Source organism: Acinetobacter variabilis, assembly GCF_000369625.1.
Lineage (GTDB): Bacteria > Pseudomonadota > Gammaproteobacteria > Pseudomonadales > Moraxellaceae > Acinetobacter > Acinetobacter variabilis.
This window is the reverse complement of the sequence record NZ_KB850112.1, coordinates 487,384-512,334: the sequence shown is the minus strand read 5'-3', so window position 1 is coordinate 512,334 and position 24,951 is coordinate 487,384. Positions and strand designations below refer to the sequence as shown.

The following is a 24,951-nucleotide window of genomic DNA, read 5'->3' as shown; positions in this document are numbered from 1 at the left end:
TTATTCCGCTGCGCTTTCAGCGGCATCGCCCAAGTCAGCCATTTCAACATCTTGGCCAGCTTTCAGGGTGACGTATGCTTTTTTAACATCAGAACGACGTCCTAATGTTTTACCAAAGCGTTTAGTTTTACCTTTAGTGATCGTAGTGTTAACTTTAACAACTTCTACACCAAACAATTGTTCAACTGCTTTTTTGATTTCAAGTTTGTTTGCATCAAGTGCAACTTTGAATACTTGAACACCAGCAGTTTCACCTAAAACTTGTGCTTTTTCTGAGAAAACAGGTCCTTGCAGGACTTGATATAAACGTTCGTTGTTCATCCGAGTTCTACCTCAATTTTCTTAGCAGCAGCTACAGACATAACAACTTTATCGAACGCGATCAAGCTAACAGGATCGATTGCAGTCGCATCAACCACATCAACGTGTGGAAGGTTACGAGCAGCTAGATACAAGTTCTCATCAACAGCATCAGTAACGATCAATGCACGAGTAGCATTCAAGTCGTTAAGTTTTGCAAGCAATTCTTTAGTTTTTGGAGCTGCAACAGCAAACTCTTCAACTAGAACTAAGCGATCTTGACGAACAAGTTCAGCCAAGATGCATTGCATAGCACCGCGGTACATCTTACGGTTTACTTTTTGAGACCAGTCTTGTGGACGAGCAGCAAAAGTTTTACCACCGCCAACCCAGATTGGGCTACGAATAGAACCAGCACGAGCGCGGCCAGTACCTTTTTGACGGAATGGTTTTTTACCACCGCCAGAAACGTCTGCACGTGATTTCTGAGCTTTAGAACCTTGACGACCACCAGCTAAGTAAGCTGTAACAACTTGGTGTACAAGAGCTTCATTAAATTCACGACCGAACGCAACTTCTGATAATTCAACAGCAGAGCCGGAAACAGTATTTAAATTCACGTTATTTCCCCTCAGGCCTTGATCGTAGGACGAACAGTTACGTCGCCACCAGTAGCGCCAGGAATCGCACCTTTAACCACTAGAACTGAACGTTCTGCGTCGATAGATACAATTTCAAGACCCTGCACAGTTACGCGTTCAGCACCTAAATGGCCAGCCATTTTTTTGCCTTTGAACACGCGACCAGGAGTCTGGTTTTGACCTGTAGAACCTAGAACACGGTGAGAAACAGAGTTACCGTGAGTAGCGTCTTGAGTACGGAAGTTCCAACGCTTAACACCACCTTGGAAACCTTTACCTTTAGACTGACCAGTTACATCAACGATTTGACCAACTGTGAACAGATCTACACCGATAGTAGCGCCAACTTCACGACCTTCAAGCTCAGCTTCTGAAACACGGAATTCTTGAACCAGACGACCAGCAGCAACACCAGCTTTCGCAAAGTGACCTTTCTGAGCGTTAGTTACGCGAGATTCGCGACGTTCACCAGTAGTGATTTGAATCGCTTGATAACCATCAGTTTCAAGCGTTTTGATTTGAGTGATGCGGTTAGGATCAACCTCAATCACTGTAACAGGCACAGAAACACCAGCATCTGTAAAGATACGTGTCATACCGCACTTGCGACCGACTAAACCAATAGCCATGTGCATAAACCTCTAAAAAAGCGGCCTAATTAACTTAGAGCGTTAATTAACCCGAAAGCCTTAACCCAATGCGATCTGAACATCAACACCAGCTGCAAGATCTAACTTCATCAATGCATCTACAGTTTTGTCTGTAGGTTGAACGATGTCGATCAAACGTTTGTAAGTGCGGATCTCGTATTGGTCACGCGCATCTTTGTTAACGTGTGGTGATGTTAAAACGTTAAAACGTTCAATGCGTGTAGGCATTGGAATTGGACCACAAACTTGTGCGCCAGTACGTTTTGCTGTTTCTACGATTTCTTGAGCTGATTGATCAATAAGACGGTGATCAAAAGACTTAAGACGGATACGAATTCTCTGGTTAGACATACCAGTTAACTCCAAGCCAAATATATAAAGAATCACTCTTGACGCATCTCACCCCACTATTTAAAGGCAAGTGTCAAGAGCAGTGAAATATCACTAAGGTCGTGATCGATGCCACGACTGTAACGATAGTTAACTACTTTCTTCGCAGTTAACCCCCTTCCTATCGAAGGGTCGCTTATTATAGCCATTGTTTATTGCATAAGCAAATCCCTTTTACGGTTTTTCTTGCTGTATTTCAATTTATTCGGGAAATCAATTGTTTATTTTTTGCCCACTAGGCCGTTTTTTCCAGAACATATTGAATGGCTTGGTTTAATATTTGATTTCCTTGAATAAAATTATTTTTGGTTGTTCTTTGCAGTTGTTGAATGTCCTGTACATATTTTCCAGAAAATTGTGAGATTTCTTCTTCATTTTCCAAAAACAGCTTTAAAGTTTCCCGGGTGATTTCCGGATGAAACTGGAAACCCAAAACATTCTTGCCGAGTTGATACATCTGATTACGGCAGGCTTCATTTTCTGCCAGATGAATCGCTCCTTTAGGCAGTTCAAAGGTTTCACTGTGCCATTGCATGATTTCGAACTGTTCAGGCAAGATAAAACAATCCTCGGGTACATGTGCGACTTTGCGTACCGTGGTCCAGCCTAGCTCCTGTTCCTGGTTACGGCTGACGGCCGCACCCAAGGCATTGGCAATCAACTGCCCGCCTAAACATAGACCAATTGTCGGCTTGCCTTGAGAAAGATAACGGCGTAACCAGCGTTTTTCGATCTTGAGCCATGGATAATTTGCTTCATCATTGACGCTCATGGTGCCTCCCATGATGATCAGTAAATCAACTTCATCGACTGATGGCAAAGCTTCAATATCCAGTGGACGATCGACGGGTAAAGCAAAGAATTCAGTCGCAGTAATTTGCGCCTGATGCTGCTTTAAAAAATCAATACAACTACCAAAGCCCTCGCCAGCAATATGCTGAAAATAATGTACTTTTAACTGCGACTTCATGCGCCTAAACCTTTTGTTGTAGCTCTCTGATTTTAGGTTTTGCAAAAATGAAGCCAACTTTTTAGCAATGTCTGTTTTTTCAACATTTCACAACATAACTAGCAGCAATAATGAGATTCTCTTAAGCTAAAGCAATATTTGATTACATTTAAGAGCATTCACGTGAAAAAAAATCCTCAAACAGCGCTGATTCATGCACCACGAAAGGCCCCGCAATACATTTCGAGTATTCAACCTCCCCTGTTTCGTGCATCCACTATTATTTTTAACAATACCGATGCCCTATTTAATCGCCATTGGACTGATGACTATGACTATAGCTATGGCACGCATGGTACACCGACGACATTTACCTTAGGCGATAGCATTGCCCAGATCGAAGGTGGTCAATATTGTTTGCTGGCACCGAGTGGTTTATCCGCGATTAATCTCGTGAATTCTTGTTTTTTAAGCCAGGGCGATGAAGTGTGGGTTGCGGACAATATCTATGGTCCAAACATGGAACATCTACGCAATCTGGAAACCCGCTATGGTATTCAGGTCAAAGTCTATAATGCGCTAGACGCGAATACTTTTCATCCCTCGGAAAAAGCTAAACTACTTTGGCTGGAAGCAGCAGGTTCTGTGACTTTAGAATTTCCCGATTTAAGTCGCTTGGTCAAGAAAGCTCAAGCAAACAATATCCTCACTGCGCTGGATAATACCTGGGGTGCAGGCCTTGCCTTTAATGCATTTGATTTTGGTGAGGATCATTTAAGTGTCGATATGACTGTGCATGCCCTGACCAAATATCCAAGTGGTGGCGGTGATATCCTAATGGGTTCAGTGGTGACCCGCAATAAAGAACTGCACCACAAATTGTTCCGTGCGCATGCCATTCAGGGTATTTCAGTATCAGGTGATGATGTCGCTCAGATACAACGTAGTCTGGCTTCGATGCAACTCCGATATGAACATCAATCACAAAGCTGCTTAACCTTATTAGACTGGCTCAAACAGCAACCAGAATTTGTTCAAATCTTACATCCAGCTGATGCTGACAATGCCGGTCATAAAAACTGGAAAGAAATTTGCAAGCAAAGACACAGTGCCGGACTGGTCAGCGTGATTTTTGACAGTAACTACAAGTTGCAAGATATTCGCAATTTCTGTGACAGCTTACAACTGTTTAAGCTTGGATTTAGCTGGGGTGGTCCTGTCAGTCTGGTCATGCTATATAACTTAAAAGAAATGCGTGTGCTTGAACATTCACATTTGAAAGAGGGTTTTCTGGTTCGTTTCTGTATTGGTCTAGAACATCCGGAAGATCTGATTGAAGATATTCAGCATGCACTACAAGAAATGAAAAAACTTAAAAATGAATAAATAACAATAGGAAAATTTATGGGCACACCAATCATTATTGCTAAAAAAACCAGTGATACCACGCAAGATATTGTACTGCACTCACAGCTTGCCAACCGTCACGGACTAATTGCCGGCGCGACCGGAACCGGCAAAACGGTAACTTTGAAAGTTTTGGCAGAAAGTTTTTCCCGCATTGGTGTACCCGTGTTCCTTGCCGATGCCAAAGGCGATGTTTCCAGCCTGGCCAAGCCGGGGGAAAGCAATCCTAAGTTTGATGAACGGATTAAAAGTCTAAATATTGACTCACTTCCTTTTGAAGCTTCGCCGGTCGTGTTCTGGGATCTGTTTGGTGAACAGGGTCATCCAATCCGTACTACGATTTCCGAAATTGGGCCGCTTTTGCTTGCCCGCATCCTAAATCTGAATGATACCCAGGAAGGCGTACTGTCTGCCGTCTTTCGGATTGCCGATGATCAGGGATTATTACTCATTGACTTTAAAGACCTGAAAGCCATGCTGAGTTATGCCAGTGAACATGCTGCAGACTTTAAAGTGGAATATGGCAATCTTTCACCTGCCAGTCTCGGTGCGATTCAACGCAACCTGCTCGTGCTTGCTGATCAGGGTGGGGATAAATTTTTTGGTGAGCCAGCACTAGACCTGATGGATTTCCTGCAAACGGATAGCCAAGGCCGCGGCAATATCAATCTGCTGGCTGCCGACAAGCTGATGAACACACCGAAGTTGTACGCCACTTTCCTGTTATGGATGCTGTCAGAGTTATTTGAACAGTTACCAGAAGTGGGTGATCTGGACAAACCGAAACTGGTGTTCTTCTTTGATGAAGCCCACCTACTCTTTGATAATGCCAGCCCCGCCCTGCAGGACAAGATTGAACGGGTGGTGCGTCTGATCCGCTCCAAAGGTGTCGGGATTTACTTTGTCACCCAGAATCCATTCGACTTACCTGAAAGCGTATTAGGGCAACTCGGCAACCGCATTCAGCATGCTTTACGCGCTTTTACACCTAAAGACCAGAAGGCAGTCAAAACGGCGGCAGATACCTTCCGTGCCAATCCAGAATTTAAAGCGCAGGAAGCGATTACTGAACTTGCTATGGGTGAAGCGCTGATTAGCTGTCTGGATGAAAAAGGGACTCCGCAGATTGTTGAACGTGGCTGGATCATGCCCCCACATTCCTCTTTTAGCCCGATTACACCAGAAGAACGTAAGGCACTGATGCAACAAACCATCGTGGCTGGTATTTATGAGCAGGAAGTTGACAGTGACAGTGCGCATGAGATGCTACAGCAAAAAGTACTGGAACGTCAGCAGCAGGCTCAAGCCGCGGAACTTGCCAAACAGCAAGCCAAAGAACAGGAAGTTCTAGCTAAACAGCAAGCCAAGGAACAGGAACGTTTGGCACGTGAACAGCAAAAAAGAAGCTGAACGTACAGCTAAGCAACGTGAAAAACTTACTCAGGATATTGTGGGTACCTTTGCTAAAAGTGCAGCACGTAGTCTTGGTGGTAGTACCGGCCAGAAAATTGTGCGTGGTCTATTAGGTTCCCTCTTCGGGCGTAAATAACCCTCCTTTCTCCGATCGAAAACATCATTTTTATGGGATATTTTTATATCCCATAATTTTTTTATGGTTTTATGCTTTTAGTATATTGTAAAAGCATTTTATAAGATGTATTTTAAATACATCTTATAAATAACAGCCATGAGAGATCAACTATGACTCCACAGCAAATTGACCTTGTAAAAGCCACTGTTCCTGTACTTCGTGAAAATGGGGTTGCCCTGACCGGTTATTTCTATAACCGCATGCTAGGCAATAATCCTGATTTGAAAGAAACCTTTAACATGGGACATCAACGCAGTGGAGCTCAAGCACAAGCCTTGGCAGGTGCGGTTCTGGCTTATGCTGAAAATATCGAAGATCCATCTGTGCTGTTACCCGTGGTTGAGCTGATCGCACACAAGCACGTGAGCTTAAATATTAAGGCACCGGACTACGGTATTGTTGGGGAAAACCTTTTATATTCGATCAGTGAAGTGCTGAACATTTCTATGGATGATCCACTGATTGATGCTTGGGCTGCAGCATACGGTCAACTGGCGGATCTGTTTATTGCAACTGAAAAAGCGATTTACGACCAGCATGAACAGACTAAAGGTAGCTGGTTAGGCTGGCGCAACTTCAAGATTGCCAAGAAAGTCGTGGAAAGTGATGAAATCACTTCGTTCTACCTGACTCCAGTTGACGGCGGTCCATTACCAAAATATGAAGCCGGCCAATACATTTCAGTACGTGTATTCGTGCCTGAGCTGAACCTAAAACAGCCACGCCAATATACTCTATCGACTTGCCCACAAGCGGATTACCTGCGTATCTCGGTGAAACGTGAAGACCAGAAAGGCGACATGGTTCCAGGCTGGGTATCCAATACCCTACACAGCCTGCCAGAAGGTTCGGAAATTGAAGTCTCTGCACCGACAGGTAACTTCTACCTGATCGATCCGAACAAACGTAATGTGTTCATCAGTGGTGGTGTAGGCTTGACTCCAATGGTAGCCATGCTGAACCAGCTGGTGACTCTGGATATGCCGCAGCCGGTGACTTTCATTCATGCCTGCCGTAGCAAACAGGTACATGCAATGAAACAGCATATTCATGACCTGAAAGCCAAATACCCACGTTTAAGCACAATGACTGCTTATGAATTCCCGCACCCAAGCGATAAACTGGGCGAGGATTATGATGTTGCCGGTCGACTGGACTTAAGCACTGTAGATAGCGCATTATTACCAGCCAATGCAGACTACTATCTCTGTGGCCCAATGCCATTTATGGCTGAACAGCAAAAAGCGCTTGTCGCTCGCGGAATCCCTGCTGAGAACATTCATAGCGAAGCCTTTGGCACAGGTGGTGTACGCCACTAAATGCTTCTTCAGCTTAAAATAAAAACAGAGGGTTAGTCTGGTATGCTAGACTAACCCTAATTTTTTTCGTCAAAAACATCAGTATTATCATGCAACTGAATAAATTTACTGACTATGCGCTGCGCATACTGATGTATGTTGCACAACCTCGTGATCTGCCTTATACGATTGCCGAGCTGGCGGAGCGCTTACAGATTTCGCAGAACCATGCCATGAAAATCGTCTACTTTATGGCGAAACAGGACTGGCTCATTACCTCTCGCGGTAAAGGGGGTGGAATCCGTCTCAATCCGGCTGCCCTGAAAGTTCAGCTAGGACAGATTGTGCGTATTCTACAACGTGATAACCAGATTGTAGAATGTAATGATCCACCTTGTATATTACGTACCAATTGCGGATTAAAAGGCATTCTGGATCAGGCTGTGGAGCAGTTCTATACCAGTCTGGATCAACATATTCTGGGTGATGTCGTTGAACCGACTAAGGAATATTTTAGCATCCAGTCACCGATTAGTCTGATCAATCTCTAATACCCTTATTCTATTGAACAATTCTAAAGTTCGCTTGCCCGCCCGACTTCCTTTATAATAGCTTCTTGTATAATTAGTCATTGAAGTTGAGTCATGCATCACAGCAGAGGAAAGTCGAAAAACAGTAAGGCATCAAATGCCCCAAAGCAAAAGATCAGCTATGAAAAAAAGGTCGATCCAGCCATTACTGAATATTCGGTACAAGCCCTCAACTGGTTACGCAAAGCTGAGTTCCTGATGAGTGCACCCAAGCTGAGCTTGTGTGTAGAAGATACCGGTTATGAAGTGGCTTTTGCTGGCCGCTCTAATGCAGGTAAATCGAGTGCCATCAATGCCCTGACCAATCAGAAACAGTTGGCCCGTGCGTCCAAAAAACCAGGCCGTACCCAGATGATCAACTTCTTTAGCCTTGGCAATCCGGATCAGCGTCTGGTCGATTTGCCGGGTTATGGCTACGCAGCTGTCCCAGAAGCCATGAAAATTGTCTGGCAGAAAGAACTGGAAAACTATCTGATTCACCGCAAGAGCCTGCAAGGTCTGGTGTTGCTGATGGATATCCGTCACCCGCTACAACACTTTGATGTGATGATGCTGGAATGGGCGTATTCACGTAAATTATTCGTACATGTCCTGCTGACCAAAGCCGACAAGCTGAACCGTGGCCCCGCTTCGAAAGCGCTACAAGAAGTGAAAGCCAAACTGAAAAAGATGAAGCTGGATTTCTCGATTCAACTATTCTCTTCTCTAAACAAGCAAGGTTTGGAAGAATTGGCCAGTGTGATGGGCGGCCGTTTGAACTTCACTTTGAATCAAGCACCTGAATTTGATCTGGACAGCATTCCTGAAGCTTCAATGCATGATTTAAACGAAGCTGATGAACCAATTGAATTATTAGAAGATGAAGATAAAACCAACAGCGCTCATGAAGTCACTGCCAGTGAACTGAATGATCTGGACGCGCCTCTAGAAGCCGATCCAGCTGAGATTGTCGAACAGGATCCACAAAAATAAGCCGAATGTGTTTCATCGGATAAAAGAATGTCCCGTATTGCCTGCTGCAATTCGGGATATTTTTTTCATACTGTCTTGATCAAGCAGTGATGGATTCACACCATGTCTTTACTTTCGCGCTTCAAAACAACAAGAATTGGCTCTTCCATTTCCTATTTTATCCAGCCTCGCAAAGTCAGCTTTGAATGGCAAGACACTCCAGTCGACTGGATTCCTGATCAGCCCTTTGCCAGTTACTTCGCTAATGAAATTAACAATATTCTACCCGCGGGTGAACTCTGGTTCTGCCGTTTATATAACAAAGTCCTCCCCCAGATCACTGACGAAAAATTAAAGCATGATGTGTAGGCGTTTATCCGTCAGGAAGCCATGCATGCCCAGGCACATAATTCGGCCAATAAAGAATATTGATCTGAACGCCAGATTGATATCCAGCGCAATCTGAATATCATGCATTTCCTATTTAACAAGCTGCTCGCCGATCAGCCATTCGGTCTCGAAATTCCTAAAATCTTAGAACACCAATGGGATCTGTTTCGTCTCGGTATCATTGCGACGATAGAACATATGACCTGTGTCTTGGGTAAATATGCACTCTACAATACTGAATGGGAACGTCTGGGTGCTGATCCGAATATGCTAGATCTGGAAAGAATGGTTACGTATTTCCCAGTTAGATAACCGCCTGTTGCCAAATCCACTGTGGTTAGTATCCCAACAGCTCGGCTACTTAATGCCCTGGTATGATCCGGTGTATGAAGGCAGTACCGATGATGCGCTGCATTATCTCAACCATTCACAGGCAGCCAAACGTGCTACTCTCAAAGTCGCTTAAGCTTGCCTGTTATTACAATTTCTAACAGCAGGGATCGCTTCCCTGCTTTTTATTTGTCCTAAGATAGAAATATAACAATCATAATCAGGAGGGAGTTATGCAAGCACGGATTTCTGTGATTACCCTCGGTGTGCTCGATCTGGAAGCTTCACTACACTTTTACCGTGACGGACTGGGTTTTCCCAGTGAAGGAATTATGGGTGAAGAGTTTGAATATGGCGCGGTGGCTTTTATTCAATTACAACCTGGTCTTAAGCTTGCCTTATGGCCATAGCGTAGTATCCAGCAAGATACCGGTCTGGAGCCAAGCCCAATCTGTCCGACTCAAATGACTCTGGGGCATAATGTCTATGGTCCCTTAGAAGTCGATCAAGCAATGGCACAGGCAGAACGTGCCGGTGCTAAAATTATTAAACCTGCACACACGACTTTTTATGGCGGATATGCAGGTTATTTTCAGGATCCCAATGGTCATCTCTGGGAAATTGTCTGGAATCCAGACTTAGATAAAGCTGAATTAGACAAAGATTAAACTGGCACTTCAGGCTCGCGGGTATGTCGATCTACCACCACACTAATCATCATATCGCCCTGTACATTGACCACAGTACGTACGGTATCCAGCAGACGGTCAATCGGAAGTAAAATCGCAATCGCTTCAGCAGGCAGCCCCACCGATTGCAGCACCATGATCATGGTGACCATGCCGGCGCTTGGAATACCCGGTGCACCTAGGGACGCAATCATTGCCGTGGCACAAACCACCAGCTGCTGACCTAAGGTTAGATCCAGCCCCATCAGATTGGCAATAAACAAAGCTGCGGCTGCTTCATAAAGTGCTGTTCCATCCATATTCAGCTGCGTGCCAAGTGGAATCACAAAACCGGCTGTTTGCGGACGTACCCCTAGATTTTCCTGCGCGCACTTTAAAGAAATCGGCATGGTTGCCGAACTGGAACTGGTGGCAAAGGCGGTAATTAATGCACTACGGGTGCCTTTAAAAAAGGTCAGTGGATTCATTTTTCCGAAGATCCATAGCAATAACGGCAACACCACTATCCCATGAAAAATTGTGGTCCCTGTCACGACTGCCGCAAACTCGGCCAGACGGCTCAGTACTGAAATATCTTCAGTGGCAATTAACTTGGCGAGTAATGCAAAAATCCCAATCGGTGCCAGTTTCATGATCCAGCCAATCATCAACATCATGATGTCAAAAAACTGGTGACTGAGTTTACGCACAGTACGGAAGCTGTTTCCACCTGCGACCAGAGCCACACCGATAAATAGAGCAAAAATTACAACGGCTAGGACATTGCCATCAGCAAAGGCCTTAAAAGGATTGATTAGGGTATTCTGAATAAAATTAGTAAAGAAAGACGACGGCGTTAAGGTATCAGGCGTTTGATGCTGAGCCATGGCATCCTGAAACATCACCACATCCACACCTCTCCCTACATCAAACAGATGTGCACAAGTGAGGCCAAGAATCAGTGCCAATGAGGTGGTGGTCACACAACACAGCAAAGTAATTTTCCAAGTTCGACTCAGCTGCCCCCCCGCCTGCAGATTAGACACACCAACCACGATTGAAGTAAAAATCAGAGGAATCAAAATCATTTTCAGCAGGCCAATAAAAAGGCTGCTGGCAATTCCAATCCCGTACAGGCCGACATTAAAAAATGTGCTTTGCGGAAATAAAGTCAGTAAAAATCCAAACAGTACCCCCACTACGGCGGCAATTAAAATCTGCGTATTTAAGCTCATTTCACATGCATTTTTAATATTGATCTTAAGGGCACTATGCCATGCAAGTGCTAGAGAATCGAGTAATTTTTTATAAAGAGCCGTGCTTAAAAAGGTATAAAGCCGGATCTGGGATCCGGCTTTATTTAAATTAAAAGTATACTTTATTGGGTTTCAATTTCACGTAAACGGATCAGGCCTTCTTGTGTGGTACTGCAGACCAGCTCACCATTTTGCCACATGCGGCCAAAGTTCAGACCACGCGAACTGGCACTTTGAGTAGCATCCATGTCGTATAACATCCATTCATCTACCCGGAACGGTTTATGGAAATACATGGCGTGATCAATACTGGCACATTGCAAGCTTGGTGAAAGATAACTCAAACCATGCGGACGTAGCGCCGTGGTCATTAAGGTAAAGTCTGAATAGAAAGCAGCAATCGCCTGATGCAGGGAAATCTCATCCACTTCTGCAGCGATCTTTCCATGAGTACGGATATAGTGCGCATAATTCGGCGCTTCCGGTTGCGGCTGGAATGGGTTCACCGGCATTACAGGACGAATCTCGACATGACGGTCACGCATGAAAGACGCACGTACATTTTCCGGAATAAATTCAATAATCTGCCGGGTGAGTTCTGCTTCATTTTTCAGGCTTTCTGCCGGTGGATATTCAGGTTCTGAAATCTGATAGTTCAGGCCTTCTTCCTGATGCGCAAAAGAAACCATACACATGAAAATGGTACGGCCATGCTGAATGGCGCGAACCTGACGACTGACGAAACTTTTGCCATCACGGATACGGTCTACTTCATAAATGATAGGTGCGTTGACATCGCCACCAAACAGGAAATAGGCATGCAATGAATGCGCAGGACGATCTGTAGTATAAGACGCAGCACGTAGAGCCTGTCCCAGAACCTGCCCACCAAATACGCGCTTGCCTACCAGATTACGACTAATTCCCCGGAAAATATTTTCTTCTAACTTTTCTAAACTGAGCAGCTCGACCAGTTCCTGTGTTAAGGCATTCATAAGCAACCTGTGTGATATTGGCAAGATCCAGAAGTGTAGAAATAAATCTATACAATTTATTCTGAATATTCTGCCATAAAATCCAAGCAATCTTCTAAAGATTGATTGACTGTTCTGTCAACTGCTCTTGCAACTTACTAGGAAAAACATCTGCTTTCGCGCTAAAATTGAACCACTTCGATTGAATTTGTCAGAAAATGACATATTGTTTGTTTTTATAATCAATCAAAATAAATTCCCTCAGAAATTCTGTAGTTTTGGTCAGTAAAATTAGGAGTAACTATGTCCAAGAGTGGCTTTGGTCAAATGTATCGCAAGCTTTCAAGTAAGCTACTTGATCTTGTGGTCACCCCACATATTCTTGGGAAAGTACCAAGTGAAGTGACAACTCCTACTGCTGACCAGACTCCGGCAGCGCAGCAGAAAATTGTCTGCTATATCTTGCAGAATCATTCACGCAGTAATGCGCTGGTAGTTGATGCAGAAACTCGCCGTTTAAATATGCCACCTGCGCTCGATCCTCTACAGATTGGTGACAGCAAGGAAAAGGCTTCAGTGCTGTTCCTGCAGTACCATGATGAGAATAATCTGCTTAGCTCACCACCACATGCCTTTCCACCACGTCTGTTACGTCTGATTGAAGTACTCGAAAAAAATCCTGAACTAGACGTGGAACTAGTACCGGTCACTGTGCTCTGGGGTCGTGATCCTGAAAAAGAAGATTCCTGGTTCAAGCTTTTATTTACCGATACCTGGTCAACACCAAGCCGAGTCAAACAGCTGGTGAATATCGGTCTGCATGGCCGCCAGTCTTATCTGGAGTTTCATGAGCCGCAATCTTTACGCGCCCTCATGGACTTTGCCAAAGAAACCTATCCAAATTCAGCGCCAGCGACCTATATTGTTAGCCGACTAAATGATTATCTAGATGCACAGCGTGAAGTGATTCTCGGCCCTGACCTGTCAGATCGCCGTAATGTGATGCATGGCCTGATTAAATCTCCGGATGTACAGGCGGCTATTCGTAACGAAAGTATCCGTAGCAAAATCAGTATACTGGAAGCAGAACGTCGTGCGATTGGCTATCTGAATGAAATTGTATCGGACTATTCTCATTCTACCGTGCGTTTCGCCGATAAAGCCCTGACCCGTTTATGGACCCAGCTCTATGACGGTGTTGAAGTGCATAATTTCAGTACAGTGCGTGAACTGGCCAAAGATTATGAAATTGTCTATACGCCATGTCACCGCAGTCATATCGACTATTTGTTATTGTCTTACGTAATCTATCGCCGTGGCCTAATGGTGCCTTATATTGCGGCAGGCGATAACCTGAACATGCCATTTGTGGGTCAGATCTTACGGGGTGGTGGTGCTTTCTTTATCCGTCGTACCTTCCGCGGCAATGCACTTTATACCACTGTATTTAAAGAGTATCTGTATAGCGTGCTGTCGCGTAATACTCCACTGGAATACTTTATCGAGGGTGGCCGTTCACGTACTGGTCGTCTGCTGCCACCAAAAACCGGCATGCTGGCGATGACCATACATGGTCATTTACGTGGCAAGGCCAAGCCAATTGTCTTTGTTCCGACTTATATCGGCTATGAACGCCTGATGGAAGGTGGTACTTATGTCGGTGAGATGAACGGCAAGCCGAAAGAAGCAGAATCTATTTTCGGTATCCTGAAAACCTTGCGCAAAATTGAACGTATTTTTGGCAAGGTCCATCTGAATTTCGGTGAACCGGTATTTCTGGATGACATCCTGAAACAGCATGGTGCAGAACATATCAAAATTGAAAAGAATGATGATCCGATTCCGCAGCCGGTATCTGATGCAGTCAATAGTTCTGCCCAAGCTATTCTGGAAAATATCAACCGTGCAGTCGTGGTGAATCCGGTTTCACTGCTGTCACTCATTTTATTGGCAACACCGAAACATACCCTGGACGAAGAAATCTGTATCAAGCAGCTGGATACCTACCGTAATCTGCTGGTGGCTTTACCTTATGATGAGCGTATGCAAATTACCTCACTTTCAGGTAAAGAGATTATTGCCTATGCAATGAAGCTCAAGCTGATCAAACGGGTGAAACATGTTCTGGGCGATATTATTGCGATTGAAGATAATCAGGCTGTATTGCTGACCTATTTCCGTAATAACATCGTGCATAGTTTTGTACTGCCTTCCCTGATTGCAGCACTGGTAGAACACAACGGCATGATTCGTCGTGAAGATGCGATTAATGCCAGCAGTACGCTCTATCCGTTCCTGAAAGCCGAGCTGTTCCTGAAATGGAAAGAAGACGAAATTCAGCAACAAGTTGACGCATATATCGATGCTTTACTTGCAACTAACCTGATCAGTGAAGATGGTGAAAATCTGGTAGCACCAGCACCAAATACTGAAGCGCATCACCAGCTTGAAGTTCTGGCTGCTCCAGTGACCCAAAGTCTGGAACGTTACTATATGACACTGGCTTTAATCACTCAGCGTGGACCAGGCAACATTTCGACCCGTCAGGTGGAAGAACTGAGTCATCTGGTGGGGCAACGCCTTTCTGTACTATATGAATTCAACTCACCAGAATTCTTTGATAAAGCCTTATTCCAAAGCTTTATCAAAGTTTTGACGCAAAAAGGCTATATATGTACCAACGAAGACAATGCCATTGTCTATGATGAGCAGCTAACCAATGTTGCGCAGTATGCAGATCTGGTACTGGATGAAGTGAAGCTGCAAATGCTGCATCACATCACGTCCTTTACCGATGAAGAGCTGAAAGAAGCATTAGATGCAGTTGCGGCTGAACAAGCCAAGAAACGTGCGAAACGCAAGAAAAAGTAAAGCTTAAGTAAAGGAAAAGAGAGGTTTTGGCCTCTCTTTTTTTTGCTTGAGAATTAATAAAAAATAATAGATATCCCCTCTCCTTTTAGAAGATGGTTAGAGAGAGGTGATTTAAAAAACCCTCCTCCTAACCTCCTCCCAGAGGAAGGAGGAACTTCCAAATTTATTAATCAGTCTTATTCATCAACTCTACATAATCCTGAAAACAATCTGGATATTGTAATTCAAATCCCATCTTTTCAATTCTTGTGGCATACAGCTTTTTACCCGTCACCCTGTCACTTTCCACTTTCAATATAGGTACGCCCATCTGCTGCTGGAACCATTGCAGGACTTCATGCAGAAGTCTTGGCTGATTATTGGTCAAAATATATGAAGAATCAGGATGTTCCACGTGAATCATCTGAGCCAGAAAACGTGATAAATCTTCAATATGAATCCGATTCGACCAATGCAGATTCGGATAGCTGGTCATTGATGCTGCCATTTTCTGCATACGTGCCACAGAAGTCCCATAAATCCCACTTGGGCGGATAATGGTGCATTGTTCAGGATAAGCGGCGAGATACGCCTGTTCCATGTGATGCAGAATTTCACCTTGAGCATCATTCGAATGAATTTCAGTCTCATCATCCACGCTTTCACCCGCATTCTGTCCATAAACCCGGGTTGATGACACCACCACCATTCTTTTTACCGGATGAAATTTCAAGGCAGTAACGATTGGCTGAACCGAATCGAGATAAGTATGCTGATAGGCTTCGACACAACTCTGTTTGGGACTAAGTAACACATAGACCCAATCTATCGGAGCGACTACACTTAAATCCAGAGTGTGCACATCTTGAATCAGATGAGTTGCGAATGAATCTGTTTTGGGACTTTGGCTAATTGTGCTAATTTGATGACCTTGCTCAAATAATTGTTTAGCTACCCGCTCGGATGTTTTACCATAACCAATAAATAAAATATGCATTCGACACCGAATCACAGACCTGGTTGAGGGGACATGGCTGCAGTCCATCAGTTACAAGGCGTTGGCAATGCCGCCGCTGCTTTACTCGAAAAACTAAATATCTTTAATACTGATGATTTGCTTTTTCATCTACCACGTGACTATGAAGACCGTAGCACGATCATTCCCATGAATCAATTGACAGTGGGACGCAGCTATTTGATGGAAGGTGTCGTGAAAGGGGTTGATTTCCCTCCCGGTAAACGCAAGTCCATGGCGGTGTTACTGGATGATGATTCTGGCAAAGTAACCTTGCGCTTTTATCATATTTATAAAGGCATTACCAATCGCTGCAAGCTCGGTAACCGTTTAAGAGTCTTTGGTGAAGTGCGAGTCGGTGCGCGTGGCCTGGAAATGTATCATCCAGAGCTGCAAGTGATTACTGAACATACACCTCTGCCTCATACCCAACTCACCTCGATCTATCCGGCAACCGAAGGACTGACTCAGCCCAAGCTGCGGGAATATATTAAACAGGCACTAGAACTGCATAGTGATGATTTGCCTGAACTGTTGCCACAAAAATTTAGCAATGGTTATGGCCTGAAGCAGGCATTGGAATATATTCATCATCCGCCGCTGAACGCCAATATGTTGCAGCTCACTCAAGGCTCACATCCGGCACAGCAGCGTCTGATTTTTGAGGAACTGGTAGCACATCAAATTAGTTTGCTGACCCGGCGTGCTTTTATTCAGCAGATTGAAGCCCCTTCATTCTCCCCGAGTAAAACCTATGCCAAACAGCTTCTGGCTGGTTTGCCTTTCGAAATGACCGGTGCGCAAAAACGTGTATCCAAAGAAATTGCTAAAGACCTGAAGCAGAATAAACCGATGCTGCGTCTGGTGCAGGGTGATGTGGGTGCAGGAAAAACCTTGGTTGCCGGCGTAGCAGCCTGTCATGCCCTAGAAGAAGGCTGGCAAGTCGCGCTGATGGCACCCACTGAAATTCTGGCCGAACAGCATTACCTCAACTTCAAGCGCTGGTTCGAACCACTCGGTTTAAATGTCGCCTGGCTTTCCGGGAAACAGAAAGGTAAAGCGCGTGCTGCAGCAGAGCAAGTGATCCGTGATGGTAGCGCGGATCTGGTGGTGGGCACACATGCCCTGTTTCAGGAAAATGTCGAGTTTGCCAAACTGGGCTTAGTGATTATTGATGAGCAGCATCGTTTTGGGGTCGATCAACGCTTAGCCTTGAGAAATAAAGGCTTGGATGGCATGTCGCCGCATCAACTGGTGATGACCGCGACCCCGATTCCACGCACGCTTGCCATGTCAGCCTATGGGGATCTGGATACTTCGATTATTGATGAACTCCCACCGGGCCGTACTCCGATCCAGACTGTGACTATTCCGTTAGATCGGCGAGAAGAGGTTTTGCAACGGATTGCCACGAATTGTGCTGAAGGTAAGCAAGCTTATTGGGTATGTACCTTGGTAGAGCAATCTGAAATACTGGATGCCCAAGCTGCAGAAGCAACCTTTGCCGAAATTAAGGAACGCTTTCCTGAACTGAATATCGGTCTGGTACATGGCAAGATGAAAGCCGATGAAAAACAGGCAGTCATGCAGGAATTCAAAGACAACAAACTGCAGCTACTCATTGCTACAACCGTAATTGAAGTCGGAGTCGATGTCCCGAATGCGTCCATTATGGTGATTGAAAATGCCGAGCGTCTCGGCCTGTCACAACTACATCAGCTGCGTGGCCGGGTGGGTCGTGGTGCCAAAGCCAGTTTCTGTGCCTTACTCTATAAAAATCCATTGTCCCAAAATGGTCAGGAACGTCTGCGCATCATGCGTGAAACCAATGATGGATTTATCATTGCCGAGAAAGATCTGGAATTACGTGGTCCAGGTGAATTACTGGGTACCAAACAGACCGGTGATATGGGTTTCCGTGTAGCCAAGCTGGAACGTGATGATCACTTGTTGAATCAGGCCCATTATGTCGCCCAGCAGATGCTAAAAGATTATCCAAAACAGGCGGATGCATTATTAAAACGCTGGCTACCTGAGGCTCCACGCTATGCCTATGTTTAAGCTGTTACAACAGGGTAAACTCTGGCTGAATCGTTTACAGCCTTGTCAGCTGTGCCAGACAGATTATCAAAACCTGCATTCTGTCTGTCAGGATTGCTGGCAACAGTTACCTTGGGCACATCAGACCATTCAGCGTCAGGAAATGCAGTTTCAGGTGGCGTGTGACTATGCCTACCCAATGGATCGCCTGATTCAATTATTTAAATATGAACAAAAGCTGCATCTGGAACCTTTATTGGCAGGTGCATTACTGACCTTAAAATTTCCTAAAGTCAGTGCAGTGGTTCCTATGCCGATTTCAACCGAACGGCTGGTCGAACGTGGCTATAATCAATCCCTATTACTGGCCAAGCATGTTGCCAAACACTTACAAGTTCCCGTCTGGCAGCCCATTGAACGACTCAAGCAACATTCACAAAAAGGTTTAAGCCGTCTGGAACGTATCGAAGACATTGAAGCCCAATTCAGGGTCACTACCTCTTCAAAAGTTCGTTATCGTAAGGTTCTGATTATCGATGATGTGGTTACGACTGGCAGCTCGATTCGAGCTTTAAGCCAGCAACTGGAAAAACTGGGCTGCCAGCAGATTTATGCCGCTTGTCTGGCAGGAGCCAAACTTTAAATCAGGCTTGTACCAATAAGTTCTTTTTAACCCAGGGTATGACAATTTCTGTAGTCAATGGTGCAAGTTTCACATCTTTCTGATTCAGGTCCACCCATTTCATCTCGGCAATCTCAGCTTCAATATGTGGTTTGCCATCTAATTGCACCAGATAAACATAACTGACCAGTTGATGATCCGGTTCGTTGGCAGTTTGAGTTTCAAAACGCCCGATAAATTGCTGAATCTCAGCCTGACAGCCAATTTCTTCCTGAATTTCACGTAGCAGGGTGCGTTCAGGTGCTTCATCCGGTTCCAACTTGCCACCGACTTGCATGAAACAGTCAGTATTTTTCTTACGAACCACCAGCAGCTGCTGATCAGAATTCAAAATAATGGCAGCTGCAACGGTAATAATTTTCATGAATTCGGAACGATCAAATAGGAAATCCCTATTTTACGAGATCTTCCTGATCGACCATACCCCATTTTGCTTCAGGCGGCTGGTAATCTTGAAATTTCTGCAAAATTTCTTCGAAGTCATCACTCACAATCAAAGCTTCAGTAAAACGTGGCTTGGTAAAACCTTTGTCTGTGGTCATCTGAATGAATTTAAGCAGATCATCATAAAAGCCATCGACATTAAGAAAAGCACAAGGTTTTTTATGAATCCCGAGTTGAGCCCAAGTCCACTGCTCAAAAATTTCCTCTAGCGTTCCAGCCCCACCGGGAATGGCAATAAAACCATCGGAAAGTTCTGACATTTTGGTCTTACGCTCATGCATATTATCGACCACATACAACTTGGTAATATGCGGATGTGCCAGTTCGCGATTTACTAAGGATCTTGGAATGACACCAATGACCTCGCCCCCTGCAGCTAAGGCACTATCTGCTACAATGCCCATTAATCCGGAACGACCCCCACCATAAATTAGTGTTTGCTGTCTTTTTGCCAGGGTTTGGCCTACCTTTTCAGCAATTTGTTTATAACCAGGTTCAGAACCTAGCGCTGAGCCACAGAAAATTGCGATAGAATTCATCATTTTCACCATTGCATTGCCGGTATATAGTACGCAGGCAGCGCCTGAGAGTTTTTTTTCAAAAATAACTGCACAATCAGTGTTTTTATTCAATTCCTTGTCTAAAATACACGCATTTAGATTAACATACTGCGCAAGGGAGAAAAGACAGCATGCTTGAAGCCTTTTACGCCACAGAGCGCGGTAGCCTAGAAGATGCCACCATCAATGGTGATTTCGACCTGCATCCGGAACTGGTTTGGATAGATTTAATTGCGCCTTCACAGGAAGAACAGCAATGGATTCTGGATGCCTATAAGCAAAACCTGCCCACCTTAAAATCTCTGGAAGATATTTCTTCGAGTGCCCGATTTTACCGTGATGATGATGGTATTTTGCACATCAGTACCTATTTCTTAACGAAAAATAAAAATTATCAGGTCGAAAGTGAACATGAGGATGATGCCAGCATCCTTGCAACGGTTCAGACAGTCGCTTTCATTTTGCATAAAGATCGGCTCTTTACCCTACGTGGTGAAAAGCTGGTAGCTTTCCGGGCCTTTCGTGCCCGTGCGCGTCGCAATGATTATGATATTGACTATAAAGATCCAACCTGGATTTTGCTGGGTTTGCTCGAGGCCAAACTGGATGAGTTGGCCGATATTCTGGAAGATGTACATAAGGATCTGGAAAAATACTCAACTGAAGTTCTGAATAACCGGCATCGTGAGCAGATCCTCGATCTGGATGACATGATTACCCGTCTGGCCCAACTGGAAGATATGCTCGGAAAAGCTCAGCTGTGTCTGATCGATTTACGACGGGTACTTACCTTCCTGTCACGTCCACGAGCCTTAGGCAGTCATATTTATGATGCGGATATTCGGGAACTCAGTGAAGACGTTCGCTCACTGGTCGAGCATGATGCCTTCCTGTTCCAGAAAGTCCGCTTCTTGCTGGATACCACGTCCGGATTCATTAACACTGAACAGAATGATACGATCCGTCGCTTCTCGATTTTACCGAGTATGCTTGCCCCACCCATGCTGATTGCCAGTATTTACGGGATGAACACTGATGTCTTGCCCTTCGCTCAAGGTTCGATGAGCTTTGTGATGGTGAGCATTATTATTATGGGCTTTTTGATTGGGCCATTGATTTACTTTAGATGGAAGAAGTGGATTTAGAATCCCTCCTAATTTCTCCTAAGGGAGAAATTTCCCTCTCTTTTCAGGTGATGTGCAGTACTGCTGCTCAAGGGTGAGGTCAGAATTAACCCTCTCTAACTCTCTTGTGCTTAGATTTAAGGCAGTGCTTTAAATCTCGCCCAGAGAGAAAAGACTTCCAATATTTGCTTAAAGTTCGAGTCTAGGCCCATTTTCTCCACTTTTTTAAAATACAAGTCCCCTCTCCTTTCAGGAGAGGGTTAGGGAGAGGTTAATTAACTAATCCCTCCTAAGCTCCCTTTGAGAAAAGGAGGAATTTTTTTTAAAATATACCGGCAATAAAAAAGCACCTTTCGGTGCTTTTTTATTTACTGAATGATCTGTAGATCATCCTGCAAATGACAGGCCTGAATGATCTTCATCATTTTCTCAGGAACCGCTTTAAACTGTAGTCCTCGTGCTTGTGGAGTTTGGCGCAACCAGCGCACCAGAACTGCCAAAGCCAAAGTACTACCCTGCTCAAGTCCAGCCAGATTAACTATCACAGGAAACTTGTCCTGTGACTGAATGACGCGCAGACCATCTAAGTAATAGCTCTGCGCATTGTCAGCGTCAATCTTGCCTGAAACCTGCAGTTCCTGATTATTGAATTGAATCACAGCTCACCTATCTTATTTTTTCTTGTCAATCGCCGCTTCAGCATCTGGCTTGAAGTTAGCAATGGCTTTATCCAGGTTACCACCATTACGTTTTACTGTAGCCGCAAACTGGTTACGGAACTGCAGACCTAGGTCAATACCAGACACATTGATGTTACGGATTTTCCATTGTGAACCTTTATCAACCAGCTGGAAAGCAACCGGAATTTTCTCGCCTTTGTTATTAAAGTCGATGGTCACCACAGGATTTTTGTTGTTAGTCGCCTTGTAAGGACGAACGCTGTAAGTCTGGTTACTGAACTTAGAGAAAGCCGTACCATAATTTTCAATCAGGGTTTCACGGAAGTTTTTTTCAAACTGTGCACGCTGCGCCGCAGTACTATACTGATTGGTCGCATAAGTCCCCATCACGATCCGAGTAAACGATTGTGAATCGATATACGGGTCAAGGTTCTGACGGACAATCGTTTTCACAAGCGCAGGATTATTCTGCAATTTGGCATGATCGGTTTTAAGACGATCAATCAAATTGTCTGCAACTCTTTTAATAAAAGCAGGTGGGGCTTCAGACGGTGCAGCAAACACTGTACCAGCAACCATTGTTGAAAGAATGCTTGCAGCAAGCGTTTGTTTTACTAAAGTCTTCACTCAAATCTCCTCAATCTGTTATTCAACAAATGCAGGTTCTGCATCTGTTGTTTCTGAAAATGCAGCTTCTTCTGAGGCACTTTCCTGACTATCTGACGATTTTCCGGCACCGCCGGTAATAAATTTCGTCACTAAATCTTCAATTTCCATGGTCCCTTGAGTGTTCACAATCTGCTCACCACGTTTCAAGTAAGTCAGACCGCCACCTGGAATAATTTTCAGATACTTTTCACCCAATAAACCATTTGTTGCTACCATAATGTAAGCATCTTCATCAATATTGGTGATGGATTTCATGTTGTCTAATAGTTGTTTTTCCATTGATTTTTGTTGCGCAGGATCGGCTGCGGTATAGTCTGAACTATAACGTAACTCTTCGAGGGCTTCCTGTTGAACCTGCTTGAGCTGCTCGGCATTAAAGGATGTCAAAGAGCCATCCAGTGTCATATAGACTGTGGCTAAACGGGTCACCGGATCAAGTGTAATTTTATCGACCTGACCGACTTTCACCCCACTTAAAGCAACTTTAGCGCGTGGTTTGATGCCATTTATATTTTCAAAAGTCGCTGTCATCTGATAGCTATCAGAAATATTGGTGCCTACCAGACCGCTGACACGCATCGCCAAGAAGAACAGGGCGATCCCGAAAAGAATGACAAAAACACCAACGGCCAGCTCACTAGTACGTGATTTCATTAAATACCTCCGAACATGACCGCAGTCAACACGAAATCAAAACCTAATACGCACAGCGAAGAATAGACGACCGTACGTGTTGTAGAAGTTGCGATACCTTCTGATGTTGGTTCACAGGCATAACCCTGATAAACCGCGATCCAGGTACAAATTAATGCGAAAACAAAACTCTTGATAATGGTGCCATTCAGGACATCTTTATAGAATCGCACGGTACTTTCCATGCCACTCCAATATGCCCCTTCATCAGCACCCAGAAAATCAACGCCTACCATTTTTCCGCCCATAATCCCGACCGCAGCAAAGATCACTGAGAGCATTGGCAAGCTAAAAATACCGGCCCAAAGGCGTGGTGAAATCACCCGTTTTAAGGGATCAACCCCGATCATTTCCATACTGGACAATTGCTCGGTCGCTTTCATCAGACCAATTTCGGCGGTTAAAGCAGAACCGGCACGACCCGCGAACAGTAAGGCAGCAACCACAGGTGCCAATTCACGTAACAGGGTTAAAGCCACTGCAGTACCAAGCATCGCTTCACTACCAAATGTCGACAGGATGGTATACATCTGCAAACCGAGTACCGAACCAATAAACAGGCCAGATACCGCAATAATCAAGAGTGACAACACCCCAACCCGATACATCTGATAAACAAACAGCTTTACTCCAAGCCAGGTCGGCATGGAAAAGAGAATCTGCAACAGCATCAGTGTTGCAACACCAATCCCCTGAACACGTTCAATAACGCGTCTACCTAAGGCAGCAATGGCATTCATGAACGTACCTCATCACTTAAATAAGCCTGATGACTAAACTGATAATCTACCGGGCCTTCAACCGAACCGGTTAGGAACTGTTGCACAAAGGCTGAAGGATGATTTTTCAATTCCTCTGCTGTGCCCTCACCCTGGATTTTGCCTTCTGCGACCACATAGATGTAATCAGCAATCGATAAAGTCTCTGCTACATCATGCGAAACAATAATGGTTGTTAAATCCAATGCTTCACGTAGAGAGCGGATCAGTCGGGTCAAAACTCCCATGACAATCGGATCCTGCCCGGCAAAAGGCTCATCGTACATGATTAGTTCCGGGTCCAGTGCAATCGCACGAGCCAATGCGACACGGCGATTCATCCCACCAGACAGCTCTGAAGGCATCATCTGCTCTGCCCCACGCAGTCCTACTGATTCGAGTTTCAAAGCCACGATTTCAGCAATCAGATGTTCAGGCAATTTGGTATGCGCACGAATCGGAAAGGCAACATTTTCATAGACGCTCATGTCGGTAAACAGAGCGCCACTCTGGAACAGCATCCCCATACGTGCACGTGCGGAAAAAAGCTCGGAACGGGACATCTTGGCAATATCTTTACCATCCAGTAAAACCTGACCCTGTTCAGGCGTCAGTTGCCCACCGATCAACCTTAATAAAGTGGTTTTACCAGTTCCGGAAGGTCCCATAATGGCGGTAATCTGCCCACGACGAATGTTTAAACTGACATCGTCATAAATTACACGCTCACCCCGCTTGAAACTCAAATTCTTGACTTCAATCAAAGACTGAGGATCCTGCGCTGTTTGATTTTTCATAGCTGAGTTTATTCCTGCATTTTTTCAGCATGCATATGACAAAAGAACGAAGTTCAACATGTTAGCATTTGAAAATGAAGGGTCAAGTTCATGGAAAACATAATGCTCCATGCCTGGCCATATATTTCTAGTAATCAAAAATTTTATTTCGACGCGATTTTAACAGACTATGATCCATTTAAAAAATGATATACATAATAAATCAGATTGCATAAAAGCAAAATTACTGCAATGTAGGACATGTACTCCTCAAT

Annotated in this window: 23 protein-coding genes and 3 pseudogenes; 11 read left to right on the top strand and 15 right to left on the bottom strand. The window is 44.6% G+C overall.

Translation table 11 applies throughout. The features are described 5' to 3' along the window. The 5 genes from rplW to F897_RS04950 all read right to left on the bottom strand — a co-directional run bounded on the left by rplW (position 1) and on the right by F897_RS04950 (position 2,951). Positions 1–321, bottom strand: a complete 321-nt coding sequence (rplW, locus tag F897_RS04970; RefSeq protein WP_004786923.1) for a 50S ribosomal protein L23 — start codon at positions 319–321, stop codon at positions 1–3. Next, positions 318–920: a 50S ribosomal protein L4 gene (rplD, locus tag F897_RS04965; protein ID WP_004786925.1), complete on the bottom strand. Its 603-nt coding sequence runs from the start codon at positions 918–920 to the stop codon at positions 318–320. Before rplD ends, rplW begins: the two co-directional genes overlap by 4 nt. 11 nt (positions 921–931) lie before the next feature. Next, positions 932–1,570 carry a 50S ribosomal protein L3 gene (gene rplC / locus F897_RS04960; protein ID WP_005233737.1) on the bottom strand — a complete coding sequence of 213 codons (639 nt, stop codon included), beginning with the start codon at positions 1,568–1,570 and terminating at the stop codon, positions 932–934. Positions 1,571–1,630: 60 nt separating this feature from the next. Then, positions 1,631–1,942 (bottom strand): 30S ribosomal protein S10, encoded by a 312-nt coding sequence (gene rpsJ, locus F897_RS04955; protein ID WP_000070912.1) that lies wholly within the window; start codon positions 1,940–1,942, stop codon positions 1,631–1,633. Positions 1,943–2,216: 274 nt separating this feature from the next. Continuing rightward, a complete protein-coding gene (locus tag F897_RS04950; protein ID WP_005233736.1) occupies positions 2,217–2,951 on the bottom strand; it encodes a type 1 glutamine amidotransferase in 735 nt (244 codons plus the stop codon). A gap of 162 nt (positions 2,952–3,113) precedes the next feature. Between F897_RS04950 and F897_RS04945 the strand changes: the two genes are divergently transcribed. The 7 genes and pseudogenes from F897_RS04945 (at position 3,114) to F897_RS04915 (ending at position 10,155) form a co-directional block, all read left to right on the top strand. Next, a complete protein-coding gene (locus tag F897_RS04945) occupies positions 3,114–4,316 on the top strand; it encodes a PLP-dependent transferase (RefSeq protein WP_005233735.1) in 1,203 nt (400 codons plus the stop codon). An 18-nt stretch (positions 4,317–4,334) separates the two neighbouring features. After that, positions 4,335–5,886: pseudogene (locus tag F897_RS04940) on the top strand (helicase HerA-like domain-containing protein). 152 nt (positions 5,887–6,038) lie between these two features. After that, complete coding sequence (gene hmpA / locus F897_RS04935; protein WP_005233731.1) at positions 6,039–7,247, top strand: NO-inducible flavohemoprotein; 1,209 nt, start codon at positions 6,039–6,041, stop codon at positions 7,245–7,247. 89 nt (positions 7,248–7,336) lie between these two features. Then, positions 7,337–7,777 (top strand): RrF2 family transcriptional regulator, encoded by a 441-nt coding sequence (locus F897_RS04930; RefSeq protein WP_005233729.1) that lies wholly within the window; start codon positions 7,337–7,339, stop codon positions 7,775–7,777. 93 nt (positions 7,778–7,870) lie between these two features. Further along, on the top strand, positions 7,871–8,788 hold the full coding sequence (gene yihA, locus F897_RS04925; RefSeq protein WP_005233727.1) for a ribosome biogenesis GTP-binding protein YihA/YsxC: 918 nt from the start codon (positions 7,871–7,873) through the stop codon (positions 8,786–8,788). Between the two features lie 102 nt (positions 8,789–8,890). Then, a pseudogene (locus F897_RS04920) lies at positions 8,891–9,623 on the top strand (metal-dependent hydrolase). Between the two features lie 97 nt (positions 9,624–9,720). Beyond that, a pseudogene (locus F897_RS04915) lies at positions 9,721–10,155 on the top strand (VOC family protein). On the opposite strand, the gene F897_RS04910 reads toward F897_RS04915, so the two are convergent. Both F897_RS04910 and F897_RS04905 read right to left on the bottom strand, forming a co-directional pair. Continuing rightward, a complete protein-coding gene (locus F897_RS04910) occupies positions 10,152–11,390 on the bottom strand; it encodes a dicarboxylate/amino acid:cation symporter (RefSeq protein WP_005233722.1) in 1,239 nt (412 codons plus the stop codon). The pseudogene F897_RS04915 and the gene F897_RS04910 overlap by 4 nt on opposite strands. Positions 11,391–11,533: 143 nt before the next feature. Next, the gene (locus tag F897_RS04905; protein WP_004786947.1) at positions 11,534–12,406 is read right to left on the bottom strand and encodes an acyl-CoA thioesterase; all 873 of its coding nucleotides are present in this window, start codon (positions 12,404–12,406) and stop codon (positions 11,534–11,536) included. Between the two features lie 282 nt (positions 12,407–12,688). On the opposite strand from F897_RS04905, the gene plsB reads away from it, so the two are divergent. After that, positions 12,689–15,256 carry a glycerol-3-phosphate 1-O-acyltransferase PlsB gene (gene plsB / locus F897_RS04900; RefSeq protein ID WP_005233721.1) on the top strand — a complete coding sequence of 856 codons (2,568 nt, stop codon included), beginning with the start codon at positions 12,689–12,691 and terminating at the stop codon, positions 15,254–15,256. Between the two features lie 166 nt (positions 15,257–15,422). On the opposite strand, the gene F897_RS04895 is transcribed toward plsB, so the two are convergent. Further along, a complete protein-coding gene (locus F897_RS04895) occupies positions 15,423–16,232 on the bottom strand; it encodes an NAD(P)H-binding protein (RefSeq protein ID WP_005233720.1) in 810 nt (269 codons plus the stop codon). Positions 16,233–16,265: 33 nt separating this feature from the next. Between F897_RS04895 and recG the strand changes: the two genes are divergently transcribed. Beyond that, the gene (recG, locus tag F897_RS04890; protein WP_005233719.1) at positions 16,266–18,311 is read left to right on the top strand and encodes an ATP-dependent DNA helicase RecG; all 2,046 of its coding nucleotides are present in this window, start codon (positions 16,266–16,268) and stop codon (positions 18,309–18,311) included. Next, positions 18,298–18,933 carry a ComF family protein gene (locus tag F897_RS04885; protein WP_005233718.1) on the top strand — a complete coding sequence of 212 codons (636 nt, stop codon included), beginning with the start codon at positions 18,298–18,300 and terminating at the stop codon, positions 18,931–18,933. Before recG ends, F897_RS04885 begins: the two co-directional genes overlap by 14 nt. A gap of 1 nt (position 18,934) precedes the next feature. On the opposite strand, the gene F897_RS04880 is transcribed toward F897_RS04885, so the two are convergent. Both F897_RS04880 and F897_RS04875 read right to left on the bottom strand, forming a co-directional pair. Then, entirely contained in the window at positions 18,935–19,336 is a 402-nt protein-coding gene (locus F897_RS04880) for an NUDIX hydrolase (protein WP_005233717.1), read from the bottom strand. Between the two features lie 28 nt (positions 19,337–19,364). After that, entirely contained in the window at positions 19,365–19,955 is a 591-nt protein-coding gene (locus F897_RS04875; RefSeq protein ID WP_034580768.1) for an LOG family protein, read from the bottom strand. 152 nt (positions 19,956–20,107) lie between these two features. Here F897_RS04875 and F897_RS04870 point away from each other — a divergent pair, with 152 nt between their 5' ends. Next, complete coding sequence (locus tag F897_RS04870) at positions 20,108–21,121, top strand: CorA family divalent cation transporter (protein ID WP_005233715.1); 1,014 nt, start codon at positions 20,108–20,110, stop codon at positions 21,119–21,121. A 347-nt stretch (positions 21,122–21,468) separates the two neighbouring features. Here F897_RS04870 and F897_RS04865 read toward each other — a convergent pair whose 3' ends face one another. The 5 genes from F897_RS04865 to F897_RS04845 are packed head-to-tail and all read right to left on the bottom strand — an operon-like array spanning position 21,469 to position 24,697. Further along, positions 21,469–21,759, bottom strand: coding sequence for an STAS domain-containing protein (locus F897_RS04865; RefSeq protein ID WP_005233714.1), 291 nt, complete (start codon positions 21,757–21,759; stop codon positions 21,469–21,471). A 12-nt stretch (positions 21,760–21,771) separates the two neighbouring features. Then, positions 21,772–22,407: an MlaC/ttg2D family ABC transporter substrate-binding protein gene (locus tag F897_RS04860; protein WP_005233712.1), complete on the bottom strand. Its 636-nt coding sequence runs from the start codon at positions 22,405–22,407 to the stop codon at positions 21,772–21,774. A gap of 18 nt (positions 22,408–22,425) precedes the next feature. Beyond that, complete coding sequence (mlaD, locus tag F897_RS04855; RefSeq protein WP_005233710.1) at positions 22,426–23,103, bottom strand: outer membrane lipid asymmetry maintenance protein MlaD; 678 nt, start codon at positions 23,101–23,103, stop codon at positions 22,426–22,428. Further along, the gene (gene mlaE / locus F897_RS04850; protein WP_004786970.1) at positions 23,103–23,882 is read right to left on the bottom strand and encodes a lipid asymmetry maintenance ABC transporter permease subunit MlaE; all 780 of its coding nucleotides are present in this window, start codon (positions 23,880–23,882) and stop codon (positions 23,103–23,105) included. The genes mlaD and mlaE overlap by 1 nt, the downstream gene beginning before the upstream one ends. After that, a complete protein-coding gene (locus F897_RS04845) occupies positions 23,879–24,697 on the bottom strand; it encodes an ABC transporter ATP-binding protein (protein ID WP_005233709.1) in 819 nt (272 codons plus the stop codon). Before F897_RS04845 ends, mlaE begins: the two co-directional genes overlap by 4 nt. Between the last annotated feature and the right edge of the window lie 254 nt (positions 24,698–24,951).

Bases quoted from the DNA above. Each gene is read 5' to 3' on its own strand.
- rplW (WP_004786923.1), bottom strand. From the start codon at position 321: ATGAACAACGAACGTTTATATCAAGTCCTGCAAGGACCTGTTTTCTCA.
- rplC (WP_005233737.1), bottom strand. From the start codon at position 1,570: ATGGCTATTGGTTTAGTCGGTCGCAAGTGCGGTATGACACGTATCTTT.
- rpsJ (WP_000070912.1), bottom strand. From the start codon at position 1,942: ATGTCTAACCAGAGAATTCGTATCCGTCTTAAGTCTTTTGATCACCGT.
- F897_RS04950 (WP_005233736.1), bottom strand. From the start codon at position 2,951: ATGAAGTCGCAGTTAAAAGTACATTATTTTCAGCATATTGCTGGCGAG.
- hmpA (WP_005233731.1), top strand. From the start codon at position 6,039: ATGACTCCACAGCAAATTGACCTTGTAAAAGCCACTGTTCCTGTACTT.
- F897_RS04930 (WP_005233729.1), top strand. From the start codon at position 7,337: ATGCAACTGAATAAATTTACTGACTATGCGCTGCGCATACTGATGTAT.
- yihA (WP_005233727.1), top strand. From the start codon at position 7,871: ATGCATCACAGCAGAGGAAAGTCGAAAAACAGTAAGGCATCAAATGCC.
- F897_RS04910 (WP_005233722.1), bottom strand. From the start codon at position 11,390: ATGAGCTTAAATACGCAGATTTTAATTGCCGCCGTAGTGGGGGTACTG.
- F897_RS04905 (WP_004786947.1), bottom strand. From the start codon at position 12,406: ATGAATGCCTTAACACAGGAACTGGTCGAGCTGCTCAGTTTAGAAAAG.
- plsB (WP_005233721.1), top strand. From the start codon at position 12,689: ATGTCCAAGAGTGGCTTTGGTCAAATGTATCGCAAGCTTTCAAGTAAG.
- F897_RS04895 (WP_005233720.1), bottom strand. From the start codon at position 16,232: ATGCATATTTTATTTATTGGTTATGGTAAAACATCCGAGCGGGTAGCT.
- recG (WP_005233719.1), top strand. From the start codon at position 16,266: ATGGCTGCAGTCCATCAGTTACAAGGCGTTGGCAATGCCGCCGCTGCT.
- F897_RS04885 (WP_005233718.1), top strand. From the start codon at position 18,298: ATGCCTATGTTTAAGCTGTTACAACAGGGTAAACTCTGGCTGAATCGT.
- F897_RS04880 (WP_005233717.1), bottom strand. From the start codon at position 19,336: ATGAAAATTATTACCGTTGCAGCTGCCATTATTTTGAATTCTGATCAG.
- F897_RS04875 (WP_034580768.1), bottom strand. From the start codon at position 19,955: ATGAATTCTATCGCAATTTTCTGTGGCTCAGCGCTAGGTTCTGAACCT.
- F897_RS04870 (WP_005233715.1), top strand. From the start codon at position 20,108: ATGCTTGAAGCCTTTTACGCCACAGAGCGCGGTAGCCTAGAAGATGCC.
- mlaD (WP_005233710.1), bottom strand. From the start codon at position 23,103: ATGAAATCACGTACTAGTGAGCTGGCCGTTGGTGTTTTTGTCATTCTT.
- mlaE (WP_004786970.1), bottom strand. From the start codon at position 23,882: ATGAATGCCATTGCTGCCTTAGGTAGACGCGTTATTGAACGTGTTCAG.
- F897_RS04845 (WP_005233709.1), bottom strand. From the start codon at position 24,697: ATGAAAAATCAAACAGCGCAGGATCCTCAGTCTTTGATTGAAGTCAAG.